This is a genomic window from Mycobacterium cajalii (assembly GCF_045809005.2).
Classification (GTDB): domain Bacteria; phylum Actinomycetota; class Actinomycetes; order Mycobacteriales; family Mycobacteriaceae; genus Mycobacterium.
In genome coordinates, this window is sequence record NZ_CM141436.1 from 4,949,719 (window position 1) to 4,965,253 (window position 15,535).

Here is a 15,535-nt window from a genome sequence, read left to right on the forward strand (position 1 = left end):
GCCATTGATACGCGCTTATGAATTCGAAATTCAGGGTCCGGGTGGCGGTGATTCCTCAGGCGGTGGAGCGACCATATCCGGAGCCGCGTCATCGACCGGAACGGCCGGTGCGTCGGGCGGCGGGGGCGGCGTCCCCGCGTCGTCCGGAGGAATGGGCAAAAACATGTGATGGGTGAATCCGGACTGGTAAGCGCCCTGGCCACCTACATGCACCCCACCGCGCTCACCACTGGACACCGCGGTGCCGTCGGGCAGCGTCACGGCGGTGTGGCCACTGTTCCAGCCGATCACCACGGCGTCGGGGGCAGTCCCATAGTGAAATCCGCGCGCCAACAATGCGGCTTCCTCGTTACCGGTGTCGAAGCGATTCCCGAAGACCGGCCGATCGGCTGCCGCATTCGCGATCCAGGATGCCAACCCGGAACAGTCGGTACCCGCCGGAGAATCCCCACCTGAAATATAGGGTGTCCCGGAAACCTGATTGACAAGAGATATCAACGTGGCAAGAACTACCATGGGCAGGCACGCTAGCAATTACATTCATTGCGCGCCAAAATTTGTGGCGCAGGTCATTCGCGTGGTGGATAATGGCTTTCGTCTCACATTCAGCAAATCGCGGCTGACAAACTTGCATTTCCCGCCGATTCACCCCTCCCCCGGGAGTTGCCACATGGTTGCAGCGTCGACGAGTCAAGACCTCTGCGGATTTGCCCTCGAGTTGCTCAGGCGCAACTGGTGGGGGCGGCGACGACGGCGCTGGCTCTCGGTAGCGAGGCGGTGCTGGGCGAGTTCGTCGGGTCACCGCTGCGCTACCGCGCCGGTCGGGTCGGCGACTTCTTCCGGCTCGAGGGCCACCCGGCATCCGCCGGGCGGTCGGCCGGGTAGTGCACCCGCAGACTGCCGAGAGCCAGCAGCCGATCGGCGCGAGCTTGCGAGCGTCGTTGAAGTTCTTGTCGACGGCGGCCACCACGCCTAATCGCATTCATTGACGGCCGTCATTGACGTCCGTCAACGACGGTCGTAATGTGCCTTCATGGGGTCGCCACGACCGTCCGCCGTCGCCGAATCGCCGAGCCGCGGCGTGCGGGAAGCCCGACGGCTCGAGACGCGAGCCCGCCTGCTGCACGCCGCGCTGGCCGAGATCGCGCGGCGCGGACTGGGCGGCGCCGACGTCAGCGCCATCGCCGCCGCGGCCGGTGTCGTGCGGGGGACGTTCTACTTCCACTTCCCGACGAAAGAGCACGTCCTCATCGAGATCGAACGCGACGAGGAGACCCGCATCGCCGGCGAACTCGACCGCGCCGAGGGCGATCTGGCGTCGGTGCTTTCGCAACTGGTGCGGCACGTGCTCGAGGCCCGAGAACGGCTGGGCGCGGTCGTCTTCAGCGACATGCTGGGACTGCATTTCTCCTCGACGCGTCCGCTCGAAGACGAAATGGAACAGCACCCGCTCGCACAGTTCCTGGTGCGCGCGATCCGGCACGCGCAAGACGCCGGACAAGTCGCACCGGCCGCCGACGCCGGGGAACTCGCCACGTTCTTCCTCACCGGCCTGTTCGCGCTGCTGTCCACCGGAGCGCACGACGCCGCGCCGTTGAGCCGTTACGTGACAACGATCGTCAAAGGAATGGAGAAGCGATGAACGGCACGGGCATTCAGGGCTACCGGGAATTCCTGGCCCGGCGTGACGGCGACGCCGACCTCCTCAACAGGCGCCTGGCGAATCGAGAGCAATTCTTCGACGACATCGAAGCGAACCCCGTCCGCTCGGCCCACCCCGCTGACCGGCAGACCTTTCTTCGCAACCTGCGCCGCCGCCGGCCCGAACCCGGCCTGGACAGGAAAATGCTGTTCCTGCTGGCCACTGCCAAACTCAATCAGGCCGAACGCTTCGGCGTGGGACTCGGCGAGACCTACGGCCGCAACAGTGACGAGAACCTGCCGCCCGAGAACGTCTATCTCGAACTGGAAGAGCATTATCACACCCGGCTGCTGGCATACGTCCTGGACGTGTTCGACCTGACGTTCCAGGTTGTCCCCCCGCCTTTCGTGATGCGACAGTTCGTCAAGGCGGCCGTGTTCATGCCCGACCGGCTCAACTTCACGTTCGTCGGAGCCGCCGAGATGGCCGGCTGCGTCATGTTCGACGAACTGCGCCGCGTCGGCGCCGAATTGTTCGCCGACGAACCCGCTGTCGCCGCGCGCATCGAACTGCTCTACAGCGAGATCCTCACCGACGAGATCGGCCACGTCGGTTACTGCGCATCACGTTGCAGCTCCGCGGAGCGGGCATTGATGCGTCGGATCTACCCGTTCATCGGGCGACTGTTCGCCCGCCAAACCGCTGAAATCAGCCTGCTGGTCGATCCGAAGGCTTTGCACGCACGGCTCGACCGGCCCTTCAAGGTCGACGAACTCACCGCAGGACTGGGCAACGAGACGTACCTGGTGACTCACCCCTAGGGGTGCCGGGTGCTCACGCGCCGAACTTGACGCGAGCCTCGTCCGTCACCGGGGCGAACAGGTTGACCAGGTTTCCGTCCGGGTCGCGGAACAGCAAAGCCCGGTTGCCCCACGGCATCGTCGTCGGCTCGGTCACGGCCCCACCGACATGCCCACGCAGCCGCTCCCACTCGGCGTCCACATCCTCGACGATGAACTCGATGATCACGCTTCGGTTGGCGGCCGGTTGGGCCGATCCGGCCCCGAACATGGGTACGGTCCTGTCGCTTCCGATGGCCAACGTGCCGACCGGCGTCGGAACCTCGGCGAACAGTTCGTTTGCCCAAACGGCGGCGGTTTCGGTGACCATCTCGTAGAAGGCGACGAGCCGCTGCACGTCGGCGGTGATGATGCGGGTCGAAACGAATTTCATGCGGCCTCCTGCGGGAACTCGGCGCGCCGCCTCCTGCAGCGCTCGGGCGACGATGCTAGGCAGACCCTCCGACAACGGGACTCCTTCTCGATCACGCGAAACTCGCCGCCGGGCGCGCGCGGTGGCAGCTAAAATCTTCGGAGATCACGTCGTTACTCCCCAGTGCCAGCCACCGGACGCCGCGGAATTCGACTCGAGGAGGGTGTCATGGTGGTACGAGCCATCGCGTTGCTGGTCGTTTCCCTCGGATTCGCCGCGCCGGCCCGTGCGGACGCCACCGACGACGCATTCATCGCCAACCTCAACACCTCCGGCATGAATTACGGCGCACCCGAGAAAGCCATCCAGGTCGCCAAGTCCGTCGTCTGCGCCACCCTCGGCAGCAACCCCGACACCAGCAACGCGGACCTGGTCACCAAGGTCACCGACGCCACCCACTGGCCAGCGCTCAACGCCGCCTACTTCACGGGGGCCGCGATCCAGGCCTATTGCCCCCAGTACGGCTCCCTCGCCGTCCCCGCCCTCCCCAAGAGGGGCCCCAACGCCCCCAGCCCGGCTCCGTCGGCGCCCCCGGAACCGAAAGTCGAATCGGCGTGAGCGCTCAGCACTCCCCGACGACTGCCGGCCCCGCGCACGAACGTCCCCCACGCTGGACGCGCCCGCTCTACACGTGAACCGGAACTCGACCACGTCGCGTCATCGGTAGACGTCGCGGCGATGCGCGATGTGGATCACCCGGACGACGACTCTGTCGTCGAAAACCTGGTAGAGCAACCGAAATTCGCCTCGCCGCGCCGAGAACCGGCCCTCCAGCCGGTCGCGAAGCGGCTTACCCACCTGATGGGGATTCTCGGCCAGCGGGCCTCTGATGAACTCCCAGCAGGCGACGGCGACCGCTTCGGGCAACAACTCGAGCAGCGCCCTTTTCGCGGTCTTCGTCAATTCGATGCGGTAGCTCACCGCGGCAGCCGACCAGCGGCGCGCATCTCCGCTGTTACCTCCTCGAGCGAGAAGATGTCACCGTTTTCAGCCTCGGCTTCGGCCTCCCGGACATCGCGCATGAGTTCCTGATCGCTGAGGATCGCCAAGGTCTCCATGATCGAGTCGAAGTCATCCGCACTGAGGATCACCGCGGCCCGGCGTCCCTGTCGAGTCACCTCGATCCGCTGGTGCGTGCGCACCGCTTCCTCGACGAGCCTGGACAGGTTTGCCCGTACCTCGGCGAGCGGCAGCGTTGTCATTGGTAGTCGGGGGCGCGGTGCTCGTTGAGCCCGTTTCCCCTTCCCCCTTTCAATCCGTGCGTGCGGTTTTCCCGCACACGGCTTACCGATGATCTTCTAGACATGGTTACGCAGCTTTCGGGTAACGGATGGTGCCACGAAGCCGGTGCAGGCCGTGCCCGTTAAACCACTCTTCGGTCCACTGCTCAGCTTGTCCAGCACGCAGATTGCGGCCCCGCTTTCTAACCATCAAGCGAAACAACCGCCAACACACGTACCGGTCGATCTGGCGGAACTTAACGGCGGCATTGCCGGTACGAAAGTAGTTGCCCCAGCCGCGCAGAATCAGCGTCAACTCCGCGATCACGTCACGGATATCGAGACCGACCCGGTTGCGGCCGGTGCGGTCGCGCACCTTGGCCCGTAACCGGGCCATAGCCGTTTGACTGGGCCAGCGGTGCAAGTAGTAGCGGATGACCCGCTTCTGCTCCCACAACCGTCCCGACATGCGGGCGCGGAAATGACAGCCCAGAAAGTCCAGGCCCTCACGCCCTGCCCGCAGATCGACCACCTTCGTCTTCTCCGGATGCAGCCGCAACCCCAACGACGCCAGGATCTCTCCCACCGCCGCCAAAGCATGCTCGGCCTGTTCCGCCGTGCGGCACAACACCACACCGTCATCGGCGTAACGCACCAACTCACCCACCCCACGGGCAGCGAGTTCGGTGTCGAGCACATGCAGAAAGATATTGGCCAACAGCGGCGAGATCACCCCGCCCTGCGGGGTGCCCGCGACCGTCCGCTGGGTCACCCCCTCGACCATCACTCCTGCTTGCAGCCACAACCGCAGCAGTTTGAGCACCCGCCGATCCGAGACCCGCCTACCCACCTGCGTGAGCAGCCGGTCGTGGTCAATCTCGCCGAAGAAATTAGCGATATCGAACTCGACCACAAACACCTGGCCCTCGATGAACCCGGTCCGCAAGCGTTCCTTGGCCATCACCGCCGACCGCCTCGGCCGAAACCCGAACGAGCACGACAAAAAGTCCGCCTCGAAAATCGGTTCCAACACGATCTTGGCCGCCGCCTGGACCACCCGATCTCGCACCGTGGGAATCCCCAACGGCCGCTTACCACCTCGTGGTTTCGGAATCTCCACACGCCTGGCTGGCGCGGGAAGATACACACCCTCGCGAAGGTCACGACGCAACTCGCGCAACATGCGGTCCACGCCGTAGTCCTCCACCGCAGCCACGGTGATCCGATCCACCCCGGCCGCACCTTTGTTCTTACGCACCCGCTCCCACGCCTCCCACAGGACGTCACCCCTGTAGACACGGTCATACAGAGCGTGGAAACGCCGACCCTCAGACTGCTTGGCCGCAGCCCATAGCACCCGTTGCAGTTGTTGCACTTTCACCGGCGAGGCCACCAACGGCTCGTCGTCGGCTACAGCAAGCGATGGCTTGCCGGGGTAATTGGACCGAGTCACCTCGGTCATGCCCTGATGCTTACCCGCTTCGCGCGCGTGATCAAAGCAGGGGCCCTTCCCTCCCGGCGTGTCTCTCACGCCGATCAGCGGTACTACGACCCCCTCGGACTCCCGCTGCCCTCCAAAGGATTTCACCATCGGCTTATACCCTTGGTCTTTGCCTGACGCAGGCCAGGCAGACGGGTCTCTCCCCTTCCGAACCAGACTGTGTGCACGTGCCGCTCCCCATACCCCGGAAGGACCCGCCGAGCTAACCCCGGACCGGGGCTCGACGGACATAGGCCTTCGCCGTGACATGAGCGGCTCGGCTCCTCCGTTGTACATTTGACGAGGCTGCAGGACTCGCGCCTAGCGGCACTACGGCCCGCGCACTTGCTCCCTCCAAAGAGGCTCTCGACACCCCGCTTAGCCCGCCGCCTCTCAACGACGAACCGGGGCCTGCTACCCGGCGCTCCGGTGCCTACCGGGACGGGACTTACACCCGCAAGCCTGATCCAGCTTCTAGGACGCACCATGTACAGAATTCTAGCTTGATCGCGCGGTTCGTCCCGGTCTGCCGGCGGCTACACGGTGAACCGGAACTCGATCACGCCGCGTCGCCGAATAACGTCAAGCATCGAACAACGCGACGCCCACATCGGCCGACGCGGCCTTCAACCGCCTGTCTCTCGTCCAGAGCCGCGCCCCTCCGACCATGGTGACCGCCGCCATGAGATGAACGTCGACTGCACTCAGGCCACGCCCCCAGAGCGCGCGTCGATCAGTGAAGTGGAGGATTTCGTAGTGGTGGACAGTCGGGAACTGGCGCAGATTCGCGAGCAGGTCGAGCACCACATCCCGCTGCGAGATCGACCCGAGCGCGATTTCCTCGATGACCAACGGGTGACAGCCGACTCCATCGGCCTCCAGCAACTCGACCAGTCTCGACTCCGCCGCGTGGAGGTGATCGATCCACACTGCGGTGTCGACCAGGATCATTCAGTCACACCACGCCGCCGGGGACCGGCCGTCGCCTCGCGATCCGTTCCGCCGAGCGCGGCAAGACGGCGAGCGCTTTCCACTCGGATCAGCGTCTGCAACCCTTGGCGCAGCAGCGCGACGTTTTCATGCACGCCGGTCAACTCGGCAGCCTTGGCCAGTAAATCATCGTCGATTGTGACGGTTGTCCTCACAGCACACCCCTACGCGCATCATTGATGCATATCATGCTGCCACGATTTCCGGTGTCACCACCAAGACGTTGAGCCGCACCCCGCGCTCTACACGTTGAACCGGAACTCGACCACGTCGCCGTCGGCCATCACGTAGTCCTTGCCCTCCATGCGCACCTTGCCGGCCGCCTTGGCCGCTGCCATCGAGCCGGCGGCCATCAGGTCGTCGTAGGAGACGATCTCGGCTTTGATGAAGCCCTTCTCGAAGTCGGTGTGGATCACCCCGGCGGCCTTGGGCGCGGTGTCGCCCTGGTGGATCACCCACGCCCGGGCCTCCTTGGGCCCCGCGGTCAGGAAGGTCTGCAGCTTGAGCGTGTGGAAACCGGCGCGGGCCAGCGCGTCGAGGCCGCGCTCGGTCTGCCCGATCGACTCCAGCAGCTCGGCGGCCGACTCGTCGTCGAGTTCGTTCAGCTCGGCCTCGATCGCCGCGTCGAGGAACACCGCGTCGGCGGGCGCGACGAGCGCGCGCAACTCGGCGACGCGCGCGGCGTCGGTAAGCACCGACTCGTCGGCGTTGAAGACGTAGAGGAACGGCTTGGTGGTCAACAGGTTGAGCTCGCGCAGCACCGAACCGTCCACACCCGCGCCGAACAGCGTCTTGCCGCCGTCGAGCACCTGCTGGGCGCTCAGCGCCGCCTCGTAGAGAGGCTTACGCTCCTTGTTGTTACGGGCTTCCTTCTCCAGCCTCGGCACGGCGCGCTCGAGCGTCTGCAGGTCCGCCAGGATCAGCTCGGTCTCGACCACCTCGATGTCGGACTTGGGATCTACCGCCCCGGCGACGTGGGTCACGTCGTCGTCGGCGAACACGCGCACCACCTGGCAGATGGCGTCGCACTCGCGGATGTGGGCCAGGAACTTGTTGCCCAGCCCGGCCCCCTCCGACGCTCCCTTGACCAGACCGGCGATGTCGACGAAGGTGACCGGCGCCGCCACGACGCGCTCGGAGGAGAACATCTCCGCCAGCTTGTCCAGCCGCGGATCGGGCAGCGCAACGACGCCCTCGTTCGGTTCGATGGTCGCGAACGGATAGTTGGCCGCCACCACGTTGTTGCGGGTCAGCGCGTTGAACAGCGTCGACTTGCCGACATTGGGCAGACCCACGATTCCCAGGCTCAGGCTCACAGGGAACCAAGTCTAGGCTCCGCGGCGGCGCCGACCCGCCGCGGATTCACCGGTGGAAGAAAAGGTGAGGAAAGAGGGCACGCCCGCGCGACGGCCCGCTATATACGCGCCTTTGGGGTCATTGCCGGTACGGTCTACGTGTGTCAGCACAGCGGGCAAGGTCGGCGGTGGAGACCGCCCATCGCTCGGTCCACCCCAACATCCCAGGTGTGCCCTGGTGGACGGCCCTGCTCATCGCCGTCACCGCGACCGCCGTCGGCTACGGAATCGACGCCGGCCACAAGGAGCTGACCCACGTCTTCGCCGGCTTCTACATCGCCGGGTGTGTGGCCGCGGTGCTGGCCGTGCGGCAAGAGGGCCTGTTCACCGCCGTCATCCAGCCGCCGCTGATCCTGTTCTGCGCGGTGCCGGGCGCCTACTGGCTGTTCCACGGGGGCAAGATCGGCCACCTCAAAGACCTGCTGATCAACTGCGGCTACCCGCTGATCGAGCGGTTCCCGCTGATGCTGGGCACCGCCGGCGGCGTCCTGCTGATCGGGCTGCTCCGGTGGTACTTCGGAATGTCGCACCGGCTGATCGCGGCCGACAAGGCCGGCAACGCCGACGACGCCGACGCCTCGGCACCGGCCGCGCACTCCGTTGTCAAGGACATCGCCGCCCGGCTGCACGCGCTGCTGCGGCCCAGGGCCGACGGCGAAGACGCCGACGAGTCCCGCTCCTCCGGCGCGCGCCGGAGCCGCGCGGGAACCACCGCCTCGACCGCCCGCCGGCGGTCGGCGCGCGGCACCCGAACGACGACACGCACCACCCGCGGCCGTTCCCGGCACGCCCGACAGCCACTCGACGACGAGCGGGGAGCGACGGCCGAGCGGCCGCGGCGGTCAAGCCGCCGGGGCGCGGCTCCGGCGCGCGATTACGACGCCGCGCAGCCTCCCCGTCGCTCGCGGCGCCGCCCGCGCCCTGAGCCCGACTCGGACCCGCGCGGCCAGCTGCCGCCCAGGGAGCCCCGCCCCCGTCGCAGCCCCTACGAACGGCCGGCGCCGCGCAGCAGCCGCTTCGACGGCTACGACAGGTATGACCTGCCGGGGGCGTCCGAGCGTTACGGCCGCTACGACACCCATGAGCGCTACGACCGCCGCCACGAGCCGGCCGGCGAACCGAAGCGGCGCCGCGCCACCAACGGCGCCGAATCCACGCACCACCCGATATCGCAGGTCCGCTACCGCGCGACAGCACCGGTGGACGAGTCGAGGGCCGAGCCGCGGGGCCAGTACCGTCCGCGATCCCGCTCGAACGGCCGGTTCCCGGCCGAATCCTGGGAGCACGACGCCTAGCTGTTCCTAGCGGATCTCCCTGGGCAGGGCGAACACCAGGGTTTCCTGGGCGGTCGTCACCGGCTGGACCACGTCGAAGCCATTGTCGGCGAGCCGCTCGAGCACCCCGCGCACCAGCACCTCCGGGACCGATGCACCCGAGGTGACACCCACCGTCGTGACGCCCTCCAGCCACGCCGGGTCGATGTCGTCGGCCCAGTCGACCAGGTGAGCGGCTCCCGCGCCGCCGCCCAGGGCAACCTCGACCAGCCGCACCGAATTCGACGAGTTGCGGGACCCCACGACGATCACCAGCTCGCACTTGGGAGCCATCGCCTTGACCGCCACCTGCCGGTTCTGGGTGGCGTAGCAGATGTCGTCGCTGGGCGGATCCTGCAGCTTCGGGAAACGCTGCCGCAGCCGCTCGACGATCTCCATGGTCTCGTCCACCGACAGGGTGGTCTGGGACAGCCAGACGACCTTGTCCTCGTCGCGCACGGTCACGTTGTCGGCCGCGGCAACGCCGTCGACCAGCTGCACGTGCTCGGGCGCCTCCCCGGCGGTGCCGATGACCTCCTCGTGGCCCTCGTGGCCGATCAGCAGGATGTCGTAGTCGTCGCGGGCGAAGCGCCTGGCCTCGTTGTGCACCTTGGTCACCAGCGGGCAGGTGGCGTCGATGGTCTGCAGGTTCCGTTCGGCGGCCGCGGCATACACCGTCGGCGCGACCCCGTGCGCGGAGAACACCACGATGGCGCCCTCGGGAACCTCGTCTGTTTCCTCGACGAACACCGCGCCGGCCTGCTGCAGGGTCTCGACCACGTGCCGGTTGTGCACGATCTCGTGCCGCACGTAGACGGGCGCGCCGTGCCGTTCCAGCGCCCGTTCGACGGTCTCGATGGCCCGGTCGACACCAGCGCAGTAGCCGCGCGGCTCCGCCAGGAGCACCCGCTTGCGGGTCGGGTCGTCGGCTCCCGATCGCCCGGTCGTGGAGGCACCGGGAATCCCCATGTCGACAGTCGGTGGCATGACACTCAGGGTACGTTTCGGCGGCCGGAAGGGCACACGGCGGCGCCGCGCCGCGGCGCCGGGCTTGGCGTTGGCCGCCGGTTGAGGCAGTCTTGGACCCATGTCTCCTGCACCGTATGGGGTTCGGCTGCTGGTCGGCGCGGCGACGGTCTGCGTCGAGGAAACGATCAGGCTGCCGAAGACCATCCTGATGTACCCGATGACGCTGGCCAGCCAGGCCGCCCAAGTCGTGATGCGCTTTCAGCAGAACCTGGCCGAGCTCGTGATCAAGGGCGACAGCACGCTGGAGTCGATCTTTCCGCCGAAGGAGGAGAAGCCGGAGTGGGCGACGTTCGACGAGGACGTGCCCGAGACCGCCGCGACGCCCGCAGCGCCCGGTGCGGGTGAGGGCGGCACCGATCGCCTGACCGAGGGGCGATTCGCGCTGTACTCGGTGACCGAGGCCGCCGAGGGCGGGCTTGCCGACACGCCGGGCAAGGCCGGCGGGCGGTCCAAGCGGCCGGGGGGCGGCGCGGCGGCACCAGAACCGGCGGTGGCGGCCGACATCGGGTACGCCACGCTGACGCTGGCCCAGTTGCGCGCCCGGCTGCCGTCGCTGAGCGTCGAGGACCTCGAATCCCTGCTGGCCTACGAGCAGGCCACCAAGGCCCGGGCCCCGTTCCAGACGCTGCTCGCCAACAGGATCACCCGCGCGAACGCCAAGTGACACCAGCGGCGAATCCGCAGGCGAACTCGGCCGAGAACCCGTTTCCGGTTCGCGCGGTGGCGGTACGTGTCGCGGGCTGGATCGACAGGCTGGGCACGGTCTGGGTGGAGGGGCAGCTGGCCCAGGTCAACCTGCGGGCCGACTCCAAGACCGTGTTCATGGTGCTGCGCGACCCGGCCGCCGACATGTCGCTGACCGTGACCTGCCCGCGCGACCTGGTGCTGGGCGCGCCGGTGAAACTGGCCGAAGGCACCCAGGTGGTGGTGTGCGGCAAACCGTCCTTCTACACCGGTCGGGGCACGTTTTCCTTGCGGCTCAGCGAGATCCGCGCGGTGGGCATCGGTGAGCTGCTGGCCCGCATCGACCGGCTGCGCCGGCTGCTGGATACCGAAGGGCTTTTCGATCCCCGGCTCAAGCGGCCGCTGCCCTTCCTGCCCAACACGGTCGGGTTGATCACCGGCCGGGCCAGCGCCGCCGAACACGACGTGATCGCGGTGGCGCGGGCGCGCTGGCCCGGGGTCCGCTTCGCCGTGCGCAACACCGCCGTGCAGGGGCCCAACGCCGTCCCGCAGATCGTCGAGGCACTGGGCGAGCTCGACCGCGACGCCGCCGTCGACGTGATCGTGGTGGCCCGCGGCGGCGGCAGCGTCGAGGACCTGTTGCCGTTCTCCGACGAGACGCTGTGCCGCGCCATCGCGGCATGCCGCACGCCGGTCATCAGCGCCGTCGGCCACGAGCCCGACAACCCGCTGTGCGACCTGGTTGCCGACGTGCGCGCCGCCACCCCCACCGACGCGGCCAAGAGGGTGGTTCCCGACACCGCCGCCGAGCAGCGCCTGGTCGACGAGTTGCGCCGGCGCAGCGCGCAGGCGCTGCGCAGTTGGGTGTCGCGGGAACAGCGCCTGCTGACCCAGTTGCGGAGCCGCCCGGTGCTGGCCGAGCCGTTGGGGGCGCTGACGGCCCGCGCCGACGAGGTCCACCGCGCGCGTTCGGCGGTGCGCCGCGACATCACCCGGCTGGTCGCGGCCGAGGCGGAGCGCGTGGGGCACCTGCGCGCGCGGCTGACGACGCTGGGGCCGGCGGCCACCCTGGCCCGCGGCTACGCGGTGGTGCAGACGGTGACCGCCGCGGGGCCCGCTGCGGTGCTGCGGTCGGTCGACGACGCGCCGGCGGGCACCCGGTTGCGGGTACGGGTCGCCAACGGTGCCGTGGCCGCGGTGAGCGAGGGGCAGACAGATGGCGCCTGACGACGACAGCAGAGGGGACCGGCCGATTACGCCCATTAGTGAGCTCGGCTACGAGGCCTGCCGGGACGAGTTGATCGAGGTCGTGCGCCTCCTGGAGCAGGGCGGATTGGACCTCGACGCGTCGCTACAGCTGTGGGAAAGGGGCGAACAACTGGCGAAACGCTGCGAGGAGCACTTAGCTGGCGCCCGGCAACGCATCGAGGACGCGCTCGCCGCCGGCGAGGCCGACGACGCCTGAGTGCGCGCCCGAACTGGAACGTGTTTCAGTTAAGCTTCGCCCATGGGCGATGCATCACTGACAACCGAACTCGGCCGTGTCCTGGTCACCGGCGGGTCGGGGTTCGTCGGCGCCAACCTGGTCACCACGCTGCTCGACCGCGGGTACCGGGTCCGTTCCTTCGACCGCGCGCCCTCGCCGCTGCCCCCGCATCCCGGCCTGGACGTCGTCGAGGGGGACATCACCGACACGACCGTGTGCGCCGGGGCGATCGAGGACATCGACACGGTGTTCCACACCGCTGCCCTGATCGAGTTGATGGGGGGCGCGTCGGTGACCGACGCGTACCGACAGCGCAGCTTCGCGGTCAACGTCGGCGGCACCGAGAACCTGGTGCGCGCCGGGCAGGCGGCCGGGGTGAAGCGGTTCGTCTACACCTCGTCCAACAGCGTGGTGATGGGCGGCCAGAACATCGCCGGCGGCGACGAGACGCTGCCCTACACCGCACGATTCAACGACCTCTACACCGAGACCAAGGTGGTCGCCGAGCGATTCGTGCTGTCCCAGAACGGAATCGACGGCATGCTGACGTGCGCGATCCGGCCCAGCGGCATCTGGGGTCGCGGGGACCAGACGATGTTCCGCAAGCTGTTCGAGAGCGTGATCGCCGGCCACGTCAAGGTGCTGATCGGCCGCAAGTCGGCGCGGTTGGACAACTCCTACGTGCACAACCTGATTCACGGTTTCATCCTGGCCGCCGAGCATCTGGTGCCCGGCGGCACCGCACCCGGCCAGGCCTACTTCATCAACGACGACGACCCGATCAACATGTTCGAGTTCGCCCGGCCGGTGGTGGAGGCGTGCGGGCAGCCCTGGCCCCGGGTGCGGGTGAACGGGCCGATGGTGCGGGCGGCGATGACCGTTTGGCAGCGACTGCATTTCAGGTTCGGCATGCCCGCGCCGCTGCTGGAGCCCCTCGCGGTCGAGCGGTTGTACCTGGACAACTTCTTCTCGATCGCCAAGGCGACCCGGGACCTCGGATATCGGCCCAAGTTCACCACCGAGCAGGCGCTGACCGAATGCCTGCCCTACTACGTCGAGCTGTTCGAACAGATGAAGAGCCGGGTGCCGGCGGCCACTCGCTAGACGCCGCCGCAGCCCGTCACCGGGGTTTAAGGTTGCGCTCAACGGCGAGGCGGAGGCGGTCCGGTGAACACCGAATTCACGCTCACTCAAAAGCGTGCCCTCGCGGTCATCACGGTGGTCGCGCTGCTGTTCGGTGCGTATTTTCTGCGCGACTACTTCGTGCTCATCGTGGTGGCCGCGGTGGGGGCATACCTGTTCACGCCACTGTTCCTGTGGTTCAACAGGCGCCTGGGCACCGGGTTGTCGGCCGCGTGCACCCTGCTGTCGGCGCTGGCCAGCGTGATCGCGCCGATCGGCCTGCTGGTCGTCCTGGCGATCGCTCAGATCTCGCGCATGGTCGAGGGCATCGCCGGCTGGGTCCGGACGACCGACCTCAGCGGCCTGGGCCAGAGGACGCTGCAGCTCGTCAACGGCGTGGCGGCCCGAGTTCCGTTCGCGCACGTGACGATCACCGCGGAGACGCTGCGCAAGGCGACGCTCACCGTGGCGCGCAACGCCGGTGAATGGCTGCTGCATTTTCTGCAGGGCGCCGTCGGCGGCCTCGCGGGCGCGATCGCCTCGGCCATCGTCTTCCTGTACGTGTTCGTCGCGCTGCTGGTCCACCGCGAGAAGATGCGGACGCTGATCTCCCGGCTCAACCCGCTCGGCGAGGAAGTCACCGACCTGTACCTGCAGAATGCGGGCGCGATGGTGCGCGGCACCGTCAGCGGCCAGTTCGTCATCGCACTGTGCCAGGGCGTCGCCGGGGCGGCATCGATCTACGTCGGCGGATTCCACCACGGCTTCTTCGTTTTCGCGATCGTGCTGACCGCGTTGTCGATCATCCCGCTGGGCGGGGGCATCGTGACGATCCCGTTCGGCGTCGCGATGATGTTCTTCGGCCACGTCATCGGTGGCGCGTTCGTGGTGCTCTGGCATCTGGTGGTGGTGACGAACATCGACAACTTCCTGCGTCCGGTCCTGGTGCCCCGCGACGCGCGCCTGAACCCCGCACTCATGTTGCTCGCGGTGTTCTCCGGGATCGCCATGTTCGGTCCCTGGGGGATCGTCATCGGCCCGGTCCTGATGATCCTGATCACCACCACCCTCGACGTCTACCTCGCGGTGTACGAGGAGGCCGGGCAGGGGGCGCCGCCGGCCACGGAACCTAAGTCAGTCGCCGAGTGAGGAACTCGACCACCCTTTTGCGGGCCTCGTAGGCGGGCTGGCCGTCGACCTCGCGCACCTCGTCGGTGAGAACGGAATGCGCCATCTTGCCGAAACCGTGCGCGTTGCCCCGGCCGGAGTCGATCTCGATCACCTCGAACGCGTCGCCGAGGCGCTCCTTGAGCGCGGTGAACCGATCACGCGGGGACATCTTGTCCTCGCTGAACCGCAATCCCATCGCGCACAGGCCGTCGTTGGCGCAGCGGTCGGCCACGGTGGCCAGTTCGGCCGCGCTGAGCCCGGGGTCGCGTCGCTGCGCTGCGGTCATCGGGAACGGGACGGACGGCTGGCTGAGCACCGGCGCCAGCACGCTGTCGTCGACCGCGGCGGCCAGCGCGAAGCCACCGGTGAAGCACTGGCCGATCACGCCGACGCCCTTGCCCGGCGTCGAGGCGTTGAGGTCGCGGGCCAGCGCCCGCAGAAACAACGAGACCGGCCGCTGCTTGTCGGTCGCGAACGCCGCGAATTCCCGCGCCACACAAGCGCGGGCGATGGCGCCGGCGATGTAGCCGGCGGTCTTCCGCTTGCCCGGCTCGCCGAACAGCGAGGGGATGGCCACGGTGAAGCCCCGATCCACCAGGTGATTGCCGAGCCCCAGCACGCCGGGGTGAATTCCCGGCATCTCCGGGATCAGCACCACCCCGGGACCGCTGCCCTTGCGGTACACGTCATGGGTGTAGTCGCCACCGGTGAACGGGGCCACCGACCATCCGGACAGGTCTGCTTCGGGTGCGGTCACGTGATCCCCTCGCCC

The 15,535-nt window shown here is 67.8% G+C and carries 19 protein-coding genes and 1 pseudogene; 10 read left to right on the forward strand and 10 right to left on the reverse strand.

Features of this window, described 5'->3' with window-relative positions; all coding sequences use genetic code 11:
- Nucleotides 1–30: 30 nt before the first annotated feature.
- A complete protein-coding gene (locus tag ACJ512_RS23420; RefSeq protein ID WP_407688735.1) occupies nucleotides 31–516 on the reverse strand; it encodes a peptidoglycan endopeptidase in 486 nt (161 codons plus the stop codon).
- A 210-nt stretch (nucleotides 517–726) separates the two neighbouring features.
- Here ACJ512_RS23420 and ACJ512_RS23425 point away from each other — a divergent pair.
- The 3 genes and pseudogenes from ACJ512_RS23425 to ACJ512_RS23435 all read left to right on the forward strand — a co-directional run.
- A pseudogene (locus ACJ512_RS23425) lies at nucleotides 727–989 on the forward strand (hypothetical protein); the annotation flags it as partial.
- Nucleotides 990–1,033: 44 nt separating this feature from the next.
- Complete coding sequence (locus ACJ512_RS23430; RefSeq protein ID WP_407688734.1) at nucleotides 1,034–1,642, forward strand: TetR family transcriptional regulator; 609 nt, start codon at nucleotides 1,034–1,036, stop codon at nucleotides 1,640–1,642.
- Nucleotides 1,639–2,463, forward strand: coding sequence for a hypothetical protein (locus ACJ512_RS23435; RefSeq protein ID WP_369737387.1), 825 nt, complete (start codon nucleotides 1,639–1,641; stop codon nucleotides 2,461–2,463). The genes ACJ512_RS23430 and ACJ512_RS23435 overlap by 4 nt, the downstream gene beginning before the upstream one ends.
- Nucleotides 2,464–2,476: 13 nt before the next feature.
- Here the strand turns inward: ACJ512_RS23435 and ACJ512_RS23440 are convergent, their stop codons facing one another.
- Nucleotides 2,477–2,875, reverse strand: coding sequence for a VOC family protein (locus ACJ512_RS23440; RefSeq protein WP_407688733.1), 399 nt, complete (start codon nucleotides 2,873–2,875; stop codon nucleotides 2,477–2,479).
- Between the two features lie 207 nt (nucleotides 2,876–3,082).
- On the opposite strand from ACJ512_RS23440, the gene ACJ512_RS23445 reads away from it, so the two are divergent.
- Nucleotides 3,083–3,472 carry a DUF732 domain-containing protein gene (locus ACJ512_RS23445; protein ID WP_407688732.1) on the forward strand — a complete coding sequence of 130 codons (390 nt, stop codon included), beginning with the start codon at nucleotides 3,083–3,085 and terminating at the stop codon, nucleotides 3,470–3,472.
- A 99-nt stretch (nucleotides 3,473–3,571) separates the two neighbouring features.
- On the opposite strand, the gene ACJ512_RS23450 is transcribed toward ACJ512_RS23445, so the two are convergent.
- The 6 genes from ACJ512_RS23450 to ychF all read right to left on the reverse strand — a co-directional run bounded on the left by ACJ512_RS23450 (nucleotide 3,572) and on the right by ychF (nucleotide 7,920).
- Nucleotides 3,572–3,835 (reverse strand): type II toxin-antitoxin system RelE family toxin, encoded by a 264-nt coding sequence (locus ACJ512_RS23450; RefSeq protein WP_407688731.1) that lies wholly within the window; start codon nucleotides 3,833–3,835, stop codon nucleotides 3,572–3,574.
- On the reverse strand, nucleotides 3,832–4,116 hold the full coding sequence (locus ACJ512_RS23455) for a type II toxin-antitoxin system Phd/YefM family antitoxin (RefSeq protein ID WP_369737383.1): 285 nt from the start codon (nucleotides 4,114–4,116) through the stop codon (nucleotides 3,832–3,834). The genes ACJ512_RS23450 and ACJ512_RS23455 overlap by 4 nt, the downstream gene beginning before the upstream one ends.
- 106 nt (nucleotides 4,117–4,222) lie before the next feature.
- A complete protein-coding gene (ltrA, locus tag ACJ512_RS23460; RefSeq protein WP_407689776.1) occupies nucleotides 4,223–5,596 on the reverse strand; it encodes a group II intron reverse transcriptase/maturase in 1,374 nt (457 codons plus the stop codon).
- Between the two features lie 600 nt (nucleotides 5,597–6,196).
- Entirely contained in the window at nucleotides 6,197–6,565 is a 369-nt protein-coding gene (locus ACJ512_RS23465; protein WP_369737382.1) for a type II toxin-antitoxin system VapC family toxin, read from the reverse strand.
- On the reverse strand, nucleotides 6,562–6,759 hold the full coding sequence (locus ACJ512_RS23470) for a type II toxin-antitoxin system VapB family antitoxin (RefSeq protein ID WP_144952320.1): 198 nt from the start codon (nucleotides 6,757–6,759) through the stop codon (nucleotides 6,562–6,564). Before ACJ512_RS23470 ends, ACJ512_RS23465 begins: the two co-directional genes overlap by 4 nt.
- A gap of 87 nt (nucleotides 6,760–6,846) precedes the next feature.
- Complete coding sequence (gene ychF, locus ACJ512_RS23475; RefSeq protein WP_369737381.1) at nucleotides 6,847–7,920, reverse strand: redox-regulated ATPase YchF; 1,074 nt, start codon at nucleotides 7,918–7,920, stop codon at nucleotides 6,847–6,849.
- A gap of 140 nt (nucleotides 7,921–8,060) precedes the next feature.
- Between ychF and ACJ512_RS23480 the strand changes: the two genes are divergently transcribed.
- Nucleotides 8,061–9,254 (forward strand): DUF6542 domain-containing protein, encoded by a 1,194-nt coding sequence (locus ACJ512_RS23480; RefSeq protein WP_407685601.1) that lies wholly within the window; start codon nucleotides 8,061–8,063, stop codon nucleotides 9,252–9,254.
- Nucleotides 9,255–9,260: 6 nt separating this feature from the next.
- Here ACJ512_RS23480 and ACJ512_RS23485 read toward each other — a convergent pair whose 3' ends face one another.
- Nucleotides 9,261–10,259: a 4-hydroxy-3-methylbut-2-enyl diphosphate reductase gene (locus ACJ512_RS23485; RefSeq protein WP_407685602.1), complete on the reverse strand. Its 999-nt coding sequence runs from the start codon at nucleotides 10,257–10,259 to the stop codon at nucleotides 9,261–9,263.
- A gap of 100 nt (nucleotides 10,260–10,359) precedes the next feature.
- Here ACJ512_RS23485 and ACJ512_RS23490 point away from each other — a divergent pair, with 100 nt between their 5' ends.
- From ACJ512_RS23490 to ACJ512_RS23510, 5 genes are all read left to right on the forward strand, one after another.
- On the forward strand, nucleotides 10,360–10,965 hold the full coding sequence (locus ACJ512_RS23490; protein ID WP_407685603.1) for a lipid droplet-associated protein: 606 nt from the start codon (nucleotides 10,360–10,362) through the stop codon (nucleotides 10,963–10,965).
- Complete coding sequence (gene xseA / locus ACJ512_RS23495) at nucleotides 10,962–12,212, forward strand: exodeoxyribonuclease VII large subunit (protein ID WP_407685604.1); 1,251 nt, start codon at nucleotides 10,962–10,964, stop codon at nucleotides 12,210–12,212. Before ACJ512_RS23490 ends, xseA begins: the two co-directional genes overlap by 4 nt.
- The gene (locus ACJ512_RS23500) at nucleotides 12,202–12,450 is read left to right on the forward strand and encodes an exodeoxyribonuclease VII small subunit (protein WP_369737375.1); all 249 of its coding nucleotides are present in this window, start codon (nucleotides 12,202–12,204) and stop codon (nucleotides 12,448–12,450) included. The genes xseA and ACJ512_RS23500 overlap by 11 nt, the downstream gene beginning before the upstream one ends.
- Nucleotides 12,451–12,492: 42 nt before the next feature.
- On the forward strand, nucleotides 12,493–13,575 hold the full coding sequence (locus tag ACJ512_RS23505) for a 3-beta-hydroxysteroid dehydrogenase (protein WP_407685605.1): 1,083 nt from the start codon (nucleotides 12,493–12,495) through the stop codon (nucleotides 13,573–13,575).
- A 63-nt stretch (nucleotides 13,576–13,638) separates the two neighbouring features.
- A complete protein-coding gene (locus ACJ512_RS23510; protein WP_369737373.1) occupies nucleotides 13,639–14,742 on the forward strand; it encodes an AI-2E family transporter in 1,104 nt (367 codons plus the stop codon).
- Here ACJ512_RS23510 and ACJ512_RS23515 read toward each other — a convergent pair.
- Entirely contained in the window at nucleotides 14,723–15,520 is a 798-nt protein-coding gene (locus ACJ512_RS23515) for a dienelactone hydrolase family protein (RefSeq protein WP_407685606.1), read from the reverse strand. The genes ACJ512_RS23510 and ACJ512_RS23515 overlap by 20 nt on opposite strands.
- Nucleotides 15,521–15,535 lie beyond the last annotated feature (15 nt).